Annotated in this window: 12 protein-coding genes; 11 read left to right on the top strand and 1 reads right to left on the bottom strand. The window is 46.0% G+C overall.

Annotated elements, in window-relative coordinates; genetic code table 11:
• Window positions 1-4 precede the first annotated feature (4 nt).
• From nagZ to BLV50_RS26040, 9 genes are all read left to right on the top strand, one after another.
• The gene (gene nagZ, locus BLV50_RS26080) at window positions 5-1666 is read left to right on the top strand and encodes a beta-N-acetylhexosaminidase (RefSeq protein WP_090810704.1); all 1662 of its coding nucleotides are present in this window, start codon (window positions 5-7) and stop codon (window positions 1664-1666) included.
• A gap of 277 nt (window positions 1667-1943) precedes the next feature.
• The gene (locus BLV50_RS26075; RefSeq protein WP_090810702.1) at window positions 1944-4202 is read left to right on the top strand and encodes a stalk domain-containing protein; all 2259 of its coding nucleotides are present in this window, start codon (window positions 1944-1946) and stop codon (window positions 4200-4202) included.
• Window positions 4203-4590: 388 nt separating this feature from the next.
• Window positions 4591-5055, top strand: a complete 465-nt coding sequence (locus BLV50_RS26070; protein WP_064636708.1) for a Fur family transcriptional regulator — start codon at window positions 4591-4593, stop codon at window positions 5053-5055.
• A gap of 2 nt (window positions 5056-5057) precedes the next feature.
• Window positions 5058-5309 carry a membrane protein insertion efficiency factor YidD gene (gene yidD / locus BLV50_RS26065; RefSeq protein ID WP_024631022.1) on the top strand — a complete coding sequence of 84 codons (252 nt, stop codon included), beginning with the start codon at window positions 5058-5060 and terminating at the stop codon, window positions 5307-5309.
• 392 nt (window positions 5310-5701) lie between these two features.
• A complete protein-coding gene (gene metG / locus BLV50_RS26060) occupies window positions 5702-7771 on the top strand; it encodes a methionine--tRNA ligase (RefSeq protein ID WP_256338050.1) in 2070 nt (689 codons plus the stop codon).
• Between the two features lie 313 nt (window positions 7772-8084).
• Complete coding sequence (locus tag BLV50_RS26055) at window positions 8085-9074, top strand: metal ABC transporter solute-binding protein, Zn/Mn family (RefSeq protein ID WP_079694123.1); 990 nt, start codon at window positions 8085-8087, stop codon at window positions 9072-9074.
• A gap of 55 nt (window positions 9075-9129) precedes the next feature.
• Window positions 9130-9888, top strand: a complete 759-nt coding sequence (locus BLV50_RS26050) for a metal ABC transporter ATP-binding protein (RefSeq protein ID WP_063565680.1) — start codon at window positions 9130-9132, stop codon at window positions 9886-9888.
• Between the two features lie 48 nt (window positions 9889-9936).
• Complete coding sequence (locus BLV50_RS26045) at window positions 9937-10740, top strand: metal ABC transporter permease (protein WP_063565681.1); 804 nt, start codon at window positions 9937-9939, stop codon at window positions 10738-10740.
• A gap of 48 nt (window positions 10741-10788) precedes the next feature.
• Complete coding sequence (locus BLV50_RS26040) at window positions 10789-11502, top strand: cytochrome c biogenesis CcdA family protein (RefSeq protein WP_090810699.1); 714 nt, start codon at window positions 10789-10791, stop codon at window positions 11500-11502.
• A gap of 140 nt (window positions 11503-11642) precedes the next feature.
• Here the strand turns inward: BLV50_RS26040 and splB are convergent, their stop codons facing one another.
• The gene (gene splB, locus BLV50_RS26035; protein ID WP_063565682.1) at window positions 11643-12713 is read right to left on the bottom strand and encodes a spore photoproduct lyase; all 1071 of its coding nucleotides are present in this window, start codon (window positions 12711-12713) and stop codon (window positions 11643-11645) included.
• A 232-nt stretch (window positions 12714-12945) separates the two neighbouring features.
• On the opposite strand from splB, the gene mntR reads away from it, so the two are divergent.
• Entirely contained in the window at window positions 12946-13374 is a 429-nt protein-coding gene (mntR, locus tag BLV50_RS26030; protein WP_063565683.1) for a transcriptional regulator MntR, read from the top strand.
• A 208-nt stretch (window positions 13375-13582) separates the two neighbouring features.
• Window positions 13583-15181 carry a family 10 glycosylhydrolase gene (locus BLV50_RS26025; RefSeq protein ID WP_063565684.1) on the top strand — a complete coding sequence of 533 codons (1599 nt, stop codon included), beginning with the start codon at window positions 13583-13585 and terminating at the stop codon, window positions 15179-15181.
• Window positions 15182-15260: the final 79 nt, after the last annotated feature.

The following is a 15260-nucleotide window of genomic DNA, read 5'->3' as shown; positions in this document are numbered from 1 at the left end:
AAGCATGCGTATGAATTCGATCGATCAGCTTTCGTTGGAACAGCGGGTAGGACAGATGTTTATGTGTGGATTCCATGGACAGCATGCGGATGAACAGGTCAATCGACTGATCCGTGATTATCATGTCGGAGGCGTCATTTATTTCAGACGGAATGTTGAAAGTGTAGACCAAATCAATCGACTGTCTGCCGACTTGCAAGCAATTGCCGCTGAAGCCGGGGATTTACCTCTGATGATCTCCGTGGATCAGGAGGGCGGGATGGTGGCCCGGATTGATAAAGAGGGAGTGACCCAGGTACCTGGAAACATGGCGCTTGGAGCAACGGGTAATCCGGACTATACCCTTGAATGCGCACAGATTCTAGGTCAAGAGTTAAAAAGCATCGGTATCGATATGAACCTCGCCCCAGTATTGGATGTGAATAATAACGTTCTTAACCCGGTCATCGGTGTGCGCTCCTATGGCGAGAATGCGGAGAGCGTAGCTTCTCACGGTGCAGCAGCCATCAAAGGATATCAATCCCGAGGCGTTGCTGCAACAGCCAAACATTTTCCCGGACATGGAGATACAGCGGTGGATTCACATCTCGGTATGGTCACTGTACCTCATGAACGTAACAGGCTGGATCAGGTGGAACTTCTGCCGTTTCATCGCGCTATTGAGGCCGGAGTGGATGCCATCATGACTGCTCACGTCATCTTCCCGGCGATTGAACCGGAGCCGATTCCAGCTACATTGTCCCGTAAAGTGTTGACGGGGCTGTTACGCGAGGAAATGGGCTTTGACGGCATTATTATTACAGACTGTCTGGAAATGCATGCGATATCCAAGCCATATGGTGTGGCCGAAGCAGCCATTCGTGCTGTGGAGGCAGGTGCTGATCTAATTCTGGTCAGTCACACACTGCAAGATCAAATCTCTGCTGTGGAAGCTGTTGTGGAAGCCGTTCGTACTGGACGAGTGGATGAAGCCACCATTAACCAGGCATTGGAACGTATTATTTCATGGAAGGCAGCGCGTTGTGGTCAGTGGGAGCATACGTTTGTCTCCATGGAAAAGGATGATGCTGTATCGGATGGATCTGATGAGGATGGGATCATGTTCTCAACAAAAGAGAAAGATGAATCATCAAGATCGTTGGCCTCCATCGAATCCTCGTTGGATGAGATTGCCTCCAATAGCATTACTGTGGTTCAGAATGATGGGTTGCTTCCCTTAGACCCTGAGAAGAATGTCTATGTCATCTGGCCTGAAGTTGTGCAACGGACAGAAGTGGATGAACCATGGTCTCACACAGATTCACTTGGCGTGGCGTTATCGCAGCTTAGAGCCGGAGTTCGGGAGCACAAAATAACGACACAGCCGTCTTATGATGAAGCGGACGAGATACTGAAGAATGTGACGGAGGAAGATCAAATCATCGTATGTACTTACACTTCCGCAGGCCATCTTCCGAAAGGGCAACATCATTTGGTTCAAAAACTTAGTGAAAAGTACTCCCTGATTGTAGTTGCTCTGCGTAATCCATATGATCTATTGGAGATTCCGACGCCGGGAAGTTATATATGTACGTACGAGAACACTCCTGCAGTGGTTCGTGCTTTGTCTCTCGTCTTAACAGGTGAATTGCAGCCAACAGGACGCTTGCCTGTCAGTTTGCGTTAGCAAATTCTAAATCTCTAAATCTCTCTGTGGCATGGTGCTTATTCAACCATGTCTTGGAGGGATTTTTTTATTGTGATTTGCGGCAGATTTTAATACAGATTGCACTCCAAGTCGAACGTGTAATAGATAACTATTTTCATAGTATTTTCGCTCTATTAAATGTTTACAATTCTTATCAAATATTTTTAGCAACTTTTCCCGGTAGTAAGCGTCTAATAGTATGACTTTTTGAGGGGGATATTTATAAAATGGGAGCAGAAGGAGCCAAAGACAAAGAATGAATTTGAAGAAGAAATTATCCATACTTACCGCTTTAGCTGTATTCCAAGCGTTTGCAGCGATTCCAGCGAATGCACTAGCAGCCGATCAAAGTGATACAACAACAACAAATACAGCCAATGTTAAATCCGTGGAGGTTGTGAAGAAAGAACAAACGATCGCGGAATCGGATGTAAAGTCCGGGTCAGATTCAAAACAGTCTGATAATAATGCAGTCGAAGGAACAAACCCGGTAACAGATGAACCTACAGGTACAGATGTTACTCCGGTTGACCCTAATACAGACCCTGCTGATGAAGAGGATGCAGGCGAGGAAACAACAGTTCCAACGGCTCCAGTTGAAGTTGAGCAACCATCTACAAGCGGTCAATCTATAGCCGGAAGTAAGGGCGGAGATCTGACACTTTATATGAACAGCAACAAAATGGTGCAAGACGGCAAAACATATCTTGCCGGACAGCCGATGGCTGTTAAAAATGGAGTATCTTATGTAGCGATCCGCGCACTGGTTGATCGGGTTGGTTATGAAGTGAAATATGACAATACAACCAAAGAAACCATTATTATTAGCGGCGAAGATGAACTTCGCTTCAAAACGAATAGTAGCGTTTACAACGTTAACGGTGAGGCCAGAACGATGAAAGGACCTGCCTATCAACAAAAAAATACGTTCATGGTGCCACTGACGTCGATTACTCAGGCACTTAACATTACTTATAAAGTTAATCAGTCTGCCAAGACTGTTATACTGAACCTGAATTCCAAACCGGTAGCCAGCTTCACGGTACAAAAAGAGATTTTTGCAGGAGACACGGTAACATACAACACTAAATCGAGCTCTCCCAAGGGACTGGACATCGTGGATGAGCGTTGGACTGGCCGTCAGGATTCGTTTGACCAACCAGGTACATATACGGTAACGTATGCTGTCCAGGATTCGAGCGGACAATGGAGTGACCCGTACGCTGTAAAGATTCAGGTACAAAAACTAAATCTTCCTCCTGTAGCGATGTTTACGACAGACAAGGAAGAGTACAAAATGGGTGAAAAGATCACGTACATTGATCAAAGCACCGATGATGAAAATGCCATTGTGAAAACTGAATGGGAAAACAATGCTCTGGCGTTCTTTGTTCCGGGACCGAAAACAGTAACGATTACTGTTACGGACAAACATGGTGCAAGTAACAGCTATACCAAGAATGTCAATATCACAAATGAAACACTCTATACTATCTCTGATTTTAATCAGTTGTTCACGCCGGTAGGTGATAAGTTCAGCTTCAACGGCAGTGAAGTTCCTGCCATGGAGAAAGTTCCGTACACTTATTACGATGAGCAAAGTGTGCTGATTCGCAGTAACAGCCCGGAAACCGTTAATTCGGAAGGGATTGTGTACAAAGAGTCTTCAATCGGTCAGACCCGTTTCATGATTCACCATGTAAATAACACCGGTAAAAACGTGAAAATGTACGTTGTTGCTACGAATAATAATATGTACGCAGCAACATTAGAGCAGCAAAATATGGGCTTCGCTGGTCCTTCGCCATTCGCAACAGTAGCCGGAAGGTTATCGATTGAGCGTTGGTTCCAGTCCATGCAAGATGGCACTGGAAAATTGAATGTTGTGTTGCAGCCAGGAGAGAGCAAATTGATTCTTACTGAACTCAATGCTCTTCCTATGAAGCAAGGGCAAGTAATTTCACTGTATTCTGATGTTTTCAGCGACTACAGGCTGGATTACAACATTATCATGATCGAAGAAAATAAAGATCCGATGGCTGTATGGTCCACACTGCCTGTTCTGGATCGTGATGGTGTACACAACCGTGGTACGTATCCGAATGCAACACGTGTCATTACGTATGACCAAGAAGTAGGTTCGAAGCCCGCTCGTCTGCCGCTTGGGGATAATGCAAGTGACCCGAATCTAGTCGGCAAAGACCCTATGGCCTATACGGAAGCTTCTAACGCGGGTAACTTCGGCGTACTTTACAAAATTACACTGAACAATGTGGCTCCGCGCACGCTGATCTCATTCAACCCTCGTGGGGGTAGATACTCGGGTGTGGTACTCGTTAATGGTCAGGTTGTGCAGATTTCGAATGGCACCAAATCCTTAAGTGCACCAAATGAACAAAGTGTACTCTATCGCACAGGTTCGTACGGCGAAGCTGTAACGATTGTGTTCTCGGCTGCACCAGGAAGCAATCTTCCTGTCAACTTGCTTTTCACACCGCTTCCGACAGAGAAGTGATTTTTTTACCTGTTACCTAGGACGGACGGTTTGGGTGAAGTTATATGGTATTATCCTGTCACCCCCAAAGTCGCCCGAAGGATTGATCATCTGAACCGTCAGAAGATGGAGTTGTCCCCAAGTCATGCAATTGACCGGGACAGCTCTTTTTTTAGGTTCGCTTGTAATTAGCGGTATCCAAGCGCTTTCGTTGACTATGAACTTCATTTAAGGCATTATTAGAAGTATATAAATCAAGCATAAGTATCAGTATTTGCATAATTTGATTCCACAGGCTAACGGGTACAATACCTAGACGAATCAAACCATTTCGAACTAAGTATTGCTGAAATGAATTCGCTCTTTGGATTTATGCAGAATGCTCGAATGACAGGAGGTGCTTTAGATCATGCTGTCGACAGAACAGATTATTACTACCATGTCCTCGCAGGGGCTCCGCATTACGGATCAGCGGAAGACACTGGCCCGGTTATTTGCTGAATCCCCTGGGTATTTGACACCCAAGGACGTCTATGAATATATGGGTAAGACTTACAGCGGACTGAGTTTTGACACGGTGTACCGGAATTTGCGTGTCATGCAAGAATTGGGTGTGCTGGAGCAGGTCATCTTTGAAGATGGGGTGAAGTTCAGAGCACATTGTAGCGAGGATCACCATCACCATCATATGATTTGTTTGAAATGCCAGAAGACATATCCAATCGTTTTTTGCCCAATGCAGCTTGCAGATGCGCCTGAGCAATTCCAAGTTGTCGATCATAAATTTGAAGTTTTCGGGTACTGTAAGGACTGTGCCGAACATATGCCAGCCAAAGTGTCATCCGGACATCAGCACACTCACGGGAAGCACTGACGATGAAGTTATCTCGCAGACTGGTTCAGGCTCCCATTCGGGTGTATCGCAGCTATATCTCTCCATTGAAGCCGCCAACATGTCGTTTCTATCCTACTTGCTCGGCTTACGCGATGGAGGCGATTGAGGTGCACGGTGCGTTCAAAGGATCGCTGCTTGCGGCAAAACGTATTGCGAAATGCCATCCGTTTCATCCAGGCGGAGTGGATCTGGTACCACCGAAGGCTGAAAAGTCTGTCATGGTATCCGATTAACGATCTAATGGTCGTTTTTTGCCGGTTTGAGTTGATTTAAGATTGCTGTCCACTTGACAAAGGAGGCAGTATTTCAGTATATTTTTGGTATAATGATTTCCAGTGAAGGGATAAGTACAGACACACCGCCAGTGCAGAGAGCCGGATGAGCTGAGAACCGGTCTGGGAGGAGGATGGAATATGGTCCCGGAGGAACCTCTTTCGAGCGTGCAGACGTTGATTAGAACGGCTGTCGTAAGGCTGAGGCGTGATCCAGCGTTAATGGGCGGTCGAAGGACCGGCAGAGCCTGTGGTTTGTGAAAAGCACGGGGAATTTGGGTGGTAACACGTGAGAGCAACTCTCGTCCCATACAGGGACGGGAGTTTTTTGTGTTCTTTTTTAGACAAATGCAATGAAAAAGCACGACTATATGAAGGAGGAGAAGTCATCTATGGCTGATCAAAAAACATTTTATCTGACAACACCGATTTATTATCCGAGTGACAAACTGCATATCGGGCACGCGTACACGACTGTGGCGGGTGATGCCATGGTTCGATACAAACGTCTGCGTGGTTATGCTGCTCACTATCTGACAGGAACCGATGAACATGGGCAGAAGATTGAGCGCAAGGCACAAGAGAAAGGGCAGTCACCGCAGGCTTTTATAGACGACATCGTGGTTGGCATCAAGGATCTGTGGAACAAACTGGACATTTCCAATGACGACTTCATTCGTACGACGGAAGAGCGCCACAAAACAGTGGTTCAGGATATCTTTGACCGTTTGTTGAAACAAGGGGATATCTACAAGGGTGAGTACGAAGGCTGGTACAGTATCCCGGATGAGACCTATTACACGGAAACCCAGCTGGTTGATGTGGAGAAGAATGACAAAGGCGAGATTATCTCGGCTAAAAGTCCGGATAGCGGGCATCCGGTGGAGCTGGTAAAAGAAGAATCCTACTTCTTCCGGATGAGTAAGTATGCTGATCGTTTGCTGAAATATTACGAAGAGAATCCGGGTTTTATTCAGCCGGAGTCCCGCAAAAATGAAATGATCAACAACTTCATCAAGCCAGGTCTGGAAGACTTGGCCGTATCTCGGACTACTTTCGAATGGGGCGTCAAAGTTAAAGGCGATCCGAAACACGTTGTATACGTATGGATTGATGCGTTGTCTAACTATATTACAGCTCTGGGCTATGGATCATCCGACGAATCGCTTTACAACAAATTCTGGCCTGCGGACGTGCATCTGGTAGGGAAAGAAATTGTTCGATTCCATACGATTTACTGGCCGATTATGCTGATGGCGTTGGACCTACCTTTACCGAAGAAAGTATTCGCTCACGGTTGGCTGTTGATGAAAGACGGCAAAATGTCCAAATCAAAGGGTAATGTCGTTGACCCGGTAACCTTGATTGACCGTTATGGTCTGGATGCACTGCGTTATTACCTGCTCCGTGAAGTTCCATTTGGTTCAGATGGTACATTTACTCCAGAAAGCTTTGTAGAACGTGTGAACTCCGACCTGGCAAATGACCTTGGAAACCTTTTGAACCGTACGGTAGCCATGGTGGACAAATATTTCGAAGGCAAAGCGCCTGAGTTTACTTCTGGTGTGACCGAATTTGATGCATCTCTTGAAGAAGCGGGTCTTGCTGCTGTGGAGAAAGTGGAGCAGGCAATGGAAAATCTGCAATTTTCCGTAGCGTTGACAGCGATCAGTCAGTTTGTTAGCCGCAGTAACAAATATATTGACGAGACTCAGCCTTGGGCTCTGGCTCGTGATGAAGCGAAACGCAACGAACTGGCATCGGTAATGTCGCATCTGATTGAAAGCTTGCGGATTGCTTCCATCCTCTTACAACCGTTCCTAACACGTGCTCCGCGCAAAATCTGGGAACAACTCGGCATTCAGGAAGGTGAACTGACGGCTTGGGATTCAGCGAAGCAATGGGGCGTTATTCCGGCTGGTAACGCTTTGCAAAAGGGTGATCCGATCTTCCCGCGTCTGGACTCTGAACAGGAGATTGCTTATATTGCTGAAGCGATGACTGGAGGCAAAAAAGCTGAAGCGCAGCCTGAGGCAGCTCAAGCTGATGCTGGAGGCTCTTCTGAAGCCGCTCAACCCGTCTCAGCACCAGAAGGCAAAGAAGAGATCGGTATTGATGATTTCGCCAAAGTGGAATTGCGTGTCGCTCAAGTTATTGCCTGTGAACCGGTCAAGAAAGCCGATAAATTGCTGAAGTTGCAGCTGGATCTGGGCTATGAGCAACGTCAGGTTGTATCGGGAATCGCGAAGTTTTATTCACCTGAAGATATGGTTGGACGCAAAGTCATCTGTGTTACGAACCTCAAGCCTGTGAAATTGCGCGGTGAACTGTCCCAGGGCATGATCCTGGCAGCATCCCATGGCGACCAGCTTACACTAGCAACGGTACCGGATAATATGCCTAATGGCGCACAAGTAAAATAGGACTTTGACCGTGTAACCAAGGATTTGATTTATATAGTTGTAATAGAAGGTGGCTCGATGAGAATCGGGTCACTTTTTATTTTGGGATGAAATCGGATCTGATGCGAAGAAAACAAGCATATACTGTTATGAACTCCGTGCTCAAGGAAAGAATGAATAGGACAGAGCGGCTTGACAAGTTCGAGCAGGTTACCTATAATTCTTTCAGTAATGTTTACGATTAAGAGATGCGGAGTGAATACTAGTGAAACTTTATAATGGAAGAAATCTAGACCAGGTAAACCGGACTCTAGCGACAGGTAGAAGAAGGCATATGAAATTGTTGCTAAGCGGTCTGCTTGTTCTTAGTTTGCTCATATTGTCGGCATGCGGTCAGAATAATTCGGAGAGTGCCAAGCTGGTGGAAGGCAAAGTGAATGTGATTACAAGCTTCTATCCTGTCTATGCGTTTACTTCGACAATTGGTGGGGAAGATGCAAATGTCATTAATTTGCTGCCAACAGGTGTTGAACCACATGACTGGACGCCGAAGAGTCAAGATATTGTGAATACATCCAAAGCACAGTTGTTTCTATACAATGGTGCAGGTCTGGAAGGATGGGTACCCAACTTCCTGAAGTCATTGAATAGCGATACCAAGGTGAAGTCAGTTGCAGTAAGTGAAGGGGTTACTCTATTGACTGCTGAAGGTGATGATGGACACGGTCATGGTGAAGAACAGGTGGATGAACATAGCGACGAACATGCAGATGAAGCTAACGCAGAGGACATTACGAACCATCATGTGGACCCTCATACGTGGGTAAGTCCAAAATCGGCAATGGTAATGGCTGAGAATATTAAAAACAGCCTGGTTGAAGTAGACCCTGCACATAAAGAAGGATATGAACAACGCTACGAAGAGCTGCGGACCAAGCTGGAAACGTTGGATCAGCACTTTACGGATGAATTGTCCAACGTACCCAATAAGGAAATTGTCGTATCACACCAAGCCTTTGGGTATCTTGCACGTGATTATGGGTTGACCCAGCATGCTATTATGGGACTTTCTCCAGATGCGGAACCCACAGGTCAAGATATTGTGAAGTTGGCCAAGTTGGTGAAGGATGAAGGGATTAAATACATTTTCTTCGAAGAGCTGGTATCTGATAAACTGGCGAAAACCCTCGCCAATGAAGCGGGTGTAGAGACAATGGTCCTGAATCCGGTAGAAGGTTTAACCAAAGAACAGGCTACCAACGGGGATGATTATTTCACCCTGATGGAGAAAAATTTGCAAAATCTGCTGATCGCATTAAAATAAGATAGACTGAAGGATTCGTTTGCAATCCTTATATATAATGAAGGGCGGCTTTGCCATGCAGCAAATCATGCCATTGTGTCATGATCCAATTATAGAGATCGATAAATTATCATTTTCCTACGGCGACCAGCGAGTGATCGAAAATCTCGATTTTATGGTCCAGGAAAGGGATTTTGTCGGTATTATCGGTTCAAACGGGGCGGGCAAAACGACATTGCTGCGAATGCTGGTTGGACTCTTGCCTCCAGCTGAGGGAGATATCAAGCTATTCGGACAGTCGATCCGCCGATTCAAGGATTGGGAACGGATTGGTTATGTTCCGCAGAAGAATGCATTTAACCCATTGTTCCCTGCAACGGTACGGGAAGTCGTGATGTCTGGATTGTACAACAACAAGAATATGTTCCGCCGAATGTCCCGTAAATGTCAGCAGCAGTGCACAGATGCTATGCAAGTGATGCGGATTGAGGATTTGGCGAACAAACGGATCGGACAACTGTCCGGTGGACAGCAACAGCGTGTGTTTTTGGCACGTGCGCTTATTAATCATCCTGATCTGCTGATTCTGGATGAACCGACGGTAGGTATCGATGCCGAATCCCAGGCCAGCTTTTTTGAACTCATTACCCATATGCATGAACATCACCGGATGACATTCCTGATGGTTTCACATGATATGGACCGGATGGAGAGTTATCTCGGTTCCAAAGCTGCGGTGACGAACGGAAAAATTCATTTCCATGTCCGTCATTCCCATGAGGTGGAAGATTGTGCCGAGACTAATTTGCAGCATACCACCACCCAGGTACGTTAGAAGCGAGTGCAACCAGATTAGAGCAAGGCCGAAGGAGTCGTGTGTGTTTTGGAAATTTTAATGAGTGATTTTTTTCAGCGGGCGCTGGCGGGGGGATTGCTGATCGGCATCACCGCTCCGTTGATCGGATTGTTTTTGGTGCTGCGCCGTTTATCCATGATCGGGGATACCCTGTCTCATGTGACTATTGCCGGGGTTGCACTCGGATTCCTGATTGAAGTGTATCCGATTGCGGTGGGGCTTATTTTCGCCGTGCTCGCATCATTTGCAATAGAGAAACTGCGTAAGGCGTACAAGAGTTACGCCGAGTTATCGATCGCGATCATCATGTCCGGTGGAGTAGCGCTGGCTTCGTTGTTCTTCACGCTGGGCAAAGGTTATAATACAGATGTTATGAGTTACCTGTTCGGCAGTATTTATACACTGGACTCCACGGATTTGAAGCTGGTTGGTGTGGTAACGTTGATCGTGGTCGTCGTTGTAGCACTGTTACATAAGGAGTTTTTCCTACTCAGCTTTGAAGAGGATGCCGCAGCGGTTACCGGATTGCCTGTGAAATTGCTTAACATGCTGATTACGGTGATGACAGCCCTTGTCATTAGTACGGCGATCAAAATCGTGGGCGCATTGCTGGTATCGGCATTGCTTACCATTCCGGTAGCTGTAAGCTTGCTGATGGCACGAAGTTTCAAATCGGCGATTATATTATCCGTGGTCATTGGCGAAATTGCCGTGGTCATTGGACTGGTTGTGGCCGGGATCTGGAACCTTGCACCAGGAGCAACAATTGTACTTTTGCTTATCATGATGCTGATTCTTACGATGATTGGAAAAAAAGGGTTCCGAGCCTGAGTCTGAACGTGAGCAAGTGAGCCCCCAGGGAAGGGAGATATCCGCTTCATGCCTGATGTTAATGTGTGGCTGGCTTTTGTAGCAGGATTAGCTTCGTTTATATCGCCATGCTGTCTTCCGCTGTATCCATCGTATCTTTCCTATATTACGGGGATGACGGTACAACGGTTGAAGGATGAGCGCAATCAGCGTGAAGTTCGCTTCAAGACATTGACTCATACGCTGGCGTTTATTTTGGGCTTCTCGGCTGTGTTTTATTCGCTCGGACTGGGAGCCGGATTGTTTGGCCAATTTTTGAATGATAACCGTGACCTCATTCGTCAATTATCCGCGATCTTGATTATGTTAATGGGTTTATTCCTGCTTGGTTTGTTCAAACCTCAGTTTCTGATGAAAGAGCGTAAGATGGACATGAAATGGAAACCAGCGGGTTACTTGGGCTCCTTTATTTTTGGCATTGGTTTCTCGGCAGGTTGGTCACCTTGTATTGGACCAATTTTGACTGCCATCATCGCGATGGCTGCGAGCGAACCAACAACCTGGTTGGCTTTGATTACGGGATACACAGCTGGATTTGCGTTACCGTTCTTCATTCTGGCCTTTTTCATCGGTTCTACACGATGGATCTTGCGTTATTCCAATATCATGATGAAAGCCGGGGGCGCATTAATGTTGTTCCTCGGAGTGCTGTTATTTACGGATCAGATGACGAAAATTACGATCTGGCTACAGCAAATTACACCAGACTGGATGATTATCTAGCGCAGCAACGGTGGTGTTATTTTACTGAATGGTTATTTTAAATAAGAACAAAGCAGGCTACATGGAAACCAGAACGATTCTGGACTCATGTAACCTGCTTTTTTAATCAATAGCTCTTAATAAAAGTGTCTGGTCAACGCTTAGGTGAAGTAATCAATATTGGCCAGTGGGAAATGCTCAAAAATGCGCTCGGTAATAAACTCGCGCAGGGCATCCTGCTGATCATCCTTATACACATATTTGTACTGGCCCCAGCGGCCCCATTTCATTTTCCGCTTTTCGATATCCATCTCCAGCTTGGTTTTGGGGTATCGCTTCTCAATGGTGGCTTTTGCCGTTTTGGTAAAACGGTGCTGGATCATCTCAAAGGTTAGATCCTTGGTCGCTTCTTCGGGAAGTGTATCGGCAAGCTTTTGTAAAAGCTCGCTATATCCTTCTTCCCATCCGTCGTACCACATAATTGGGGCAATAATGAATCCGAGCGGGTATCCCGCATGAGCTATTTTACCTGCGGCTTCAATTCGCTCTTCAAACCGTGAGGTGGCTGGTTCAAAATTTTTGATTACATAATCGGAATTTACGCTAAATCGGATACGAGTGTGTCCGTTATGCTTGATGTTTAATAAAGGATCAACATGATGGTATTTGGTTACAAAGCGAAGTCGCCCGTGCTCCTCATCCGCCATAAAACGAATTAGGTCACCGAGATTTCCCGTAATATGCTCCAGACCTACGGGATCAGATGTACAGGCTGCTTCAAAACGGGTAAGTTCAGGTGCGCGCTCCTCAATGTATCCCTTGGCGGCCTGAATGATTTCTTCGGTGTTTACATAGACACGGACATAGGGCTTGGCCCCAAGAGTCGTTTGAAGATAACAATAATGACAGTGGCCCATACAGCCTGTTGAGATGGGAATGGCATATTCCGCCGAAGGCTTCGATTGGTCAAACTTGAGTGTTTTACGCACGCCGACGACAAGGGTACGCTTCGCCATTCGGTACTTTTCCTGTTCCGTTTCACCAGGGAGATTGGTAATTCGATTATGGGATGTCGTCATCTGATATGGGATATCCCTAGAGGTAACCCATTCCATAATTCGTTTACCTTTCTCATATTCCAGCGCACCGGGTTCAAAATACACCAAATCGGGAATAAAGGGTTTAGTGCCTTTTGCTTTGCGAACGGGTGGATGCGCTACACTTGTACTCACGAAATCACTCCTTTCAATACGGAACCTTGCTTAGTTTGCCTCGTTTCGGGATAAGTCACCCTTGCCAATACTTGCGTAATGGTGAAGGAAATCGAGCCCTGAGGAGTGTTTTATGGACTGTAAATAGTGAATGAATTGTGCAGGACTTGCCAATGCGTATTGATAACATGTATCATTATAAGATAGTGACCAGGCAAGAATATTGCCGGTCAGAGAGAAGAGAGGGAAGCAGATGCCAACGCCCAGTATGGAAGATTATTTGGAGCGTATATACAAATTAATTGATGAAAAGGGCTATGCTCGTGTGTCTGATATAGCTGAAGGTTTGGAAGTACATCCTTCATCGGTGACGAAGATGATCCAAAAGCTGGACAAAGACGAGTACCTGATCTATGAGAAGTACCGCGGGCTGGTGCTTACGCCAAAAGGCAAAAAGATGGGCAAACGGTTGATGGAGCGCCATCATCTGCTTGAACAATTTTTGACGACGATTGGTGTTCAGGAAGAAAATATTTACCAGGATGTTGAAGGAATTGAACACCATTTGAGTTGGGATTCCATTACCTGCATCGAATCTTTGGTTGAATATTTCCGCCAGGATGAGAATCGACTGCGTGATCTTAAAAGTATTCAGGATGTCATGAGCAATACAGAATCTTAAGGTTTTAAAGCCAGAATCACCTGAAAAATTACAATGAATATCTATTCAAAATCAGAGGATGCACCTGCCGCTAAAACGGTTGGAAGCGTCCTTTTGCTTTTTTTTGACCAAAATTTGGCGTTTATTCGCAACTTAACAATCATTAGGAGCGTCTATTAAACTAGCAGAATTTGCCGCGAATTTATAATTATTTTGGAGGATTGCACTGATGAAGCTTCGTAAAGGATTGATCCTGCTGCTCATTTTTGTTCTGGGTTTACAAACATCAGGACTGACGGCGCAGGCAGCTAGTCAAAAGGAAATTGTTATTTATTTGGATGGTCAGCGTTTGGAGTCGGATGTATCACCTTACATTTTGCCCAAAGTAAATGTAACGATGGTCCCTCTGCGTGTTATTAGCGAAGGACTGGGTGCATCTGTACTTTGGTCACAGGCTACCCGCACAGTTACAATCAAGAAGTCCGATTCAGTCATTACGATGACAAGTGGACGCCAGCAGGCAACGGTGGATAGTACCGTGGTTGATCTTGATGCATCAGTAGAACTGAAACAAGGCCGCGTCATGGTACCGATTCGATTTGTCAGTGAGAACTTGGGAATCCAGGTCACCTGGAACCAGTCTGAGCAGACGATTAATCTGGCCACAGGCAATGCTCCCAATCCTACTCCAGTGACACCAGCAGAGCCTGGAGGCACGGGAACTACGCCAAATACGGATGAGATGCGAGGAGCCTGGATTTCGACTGTAAATGGAGACTGGCCTTCATCTAGTGCCAAAGGGAATGTAGAAAAACAAAAGTTGGAGTTCATTCAGCAGCTTGATACGTTGAAGGATATGGGGATCAATGCCGTATTTGTTCAAGTGCGAGCCAATGGGGATGCGATCTATCCATCAGGTCTTGTACCGTGGAATAGCGTGCTGACAGGTACACAGGGGAAAGATCCCGGGTATGATCCACTTGCATTTATGATCGAGGAAGCTCACAAGCGTGGTCTTGAGTTCCATGCTTGGTTCAACCCGTTCCGGGCTACTAACTCCGCAACGACAACCGGTCTTGCTGCCAATCATGTATCCAAGCTTCACCCGGACTGGATTGTTAACGCATCAGGCAAACTGTATATTAATCCAGGCATTCCGGAAGCGAGACAGCATATTATTGATTCCATCATGGAAGTGGTTAATCAGTATGATGTTGATGGCGTACATTTGGATGATTACTTCTATCCTTCCAATGTAACGTTTAATGATGATGCGGCTTTCAAAGCTTACAACACATTGAATACGAGTGACCGTGCAGAATGGCGCCGGGACAACATCAATGAATTCGTCAAGCAGCTCGGAGAGAGCATCCACAAGATGAAAGCTGGCGTTCAATATGGCATTAGCCCATTTGGCGTATGGCGTAACAAATCGGTTGATATGACAGGTTCTGACACAAAAGCCGGAGTAACCGCTTATGACAGCATGAATGCAGATGTGCGGACTTGGATCAAGCAGGAGTGGATTGACTATGTTGCACCCCAAGTGTACTGGAGCATGACACTAAGTGCAGCACGATATGACAAGGTGGTTGACTGGTGGGCCAATGAAGTGGCAAATACCGATGTGAAATTGTATATTGGTCACTCTCCTTATAAGCTGGGCACACCGGAAATCGGGTGGCAGACATCCCAGGAGATTATTGATCAGCTTATATATAATGAAAAATATGATACGGTGAAAGGGGATATTTTCTTCAGCTCACAGTACCTGACGAAAAATCCGCTCGGACTGATCGCCAAATTAAAAGCCTATTATGGACTGTAAAACATTTTAACGTAATATGACCAACCCCTGTTCTCATACAGTGGCAGTAGTAGCATGGACTGCCTGGAGAACGGGGGTT

It is taken from the genome of Paenibacillus sp. 276b, from assembly GCF_900107875.1.
In the GTDB taxonomy this organism is placed as follows: domain Bacteria; phylum Bacillota; class Bacilli; order Paenibacillales; family Paenibacillaceae; genus Paenibacillus; species Paenibacillus marchantiae.
The sequence above is the reverse complement of the archived record's forward strand: the minus strand, read 5'-3'. Positions and strand labels throughout refer to the sequence as shown.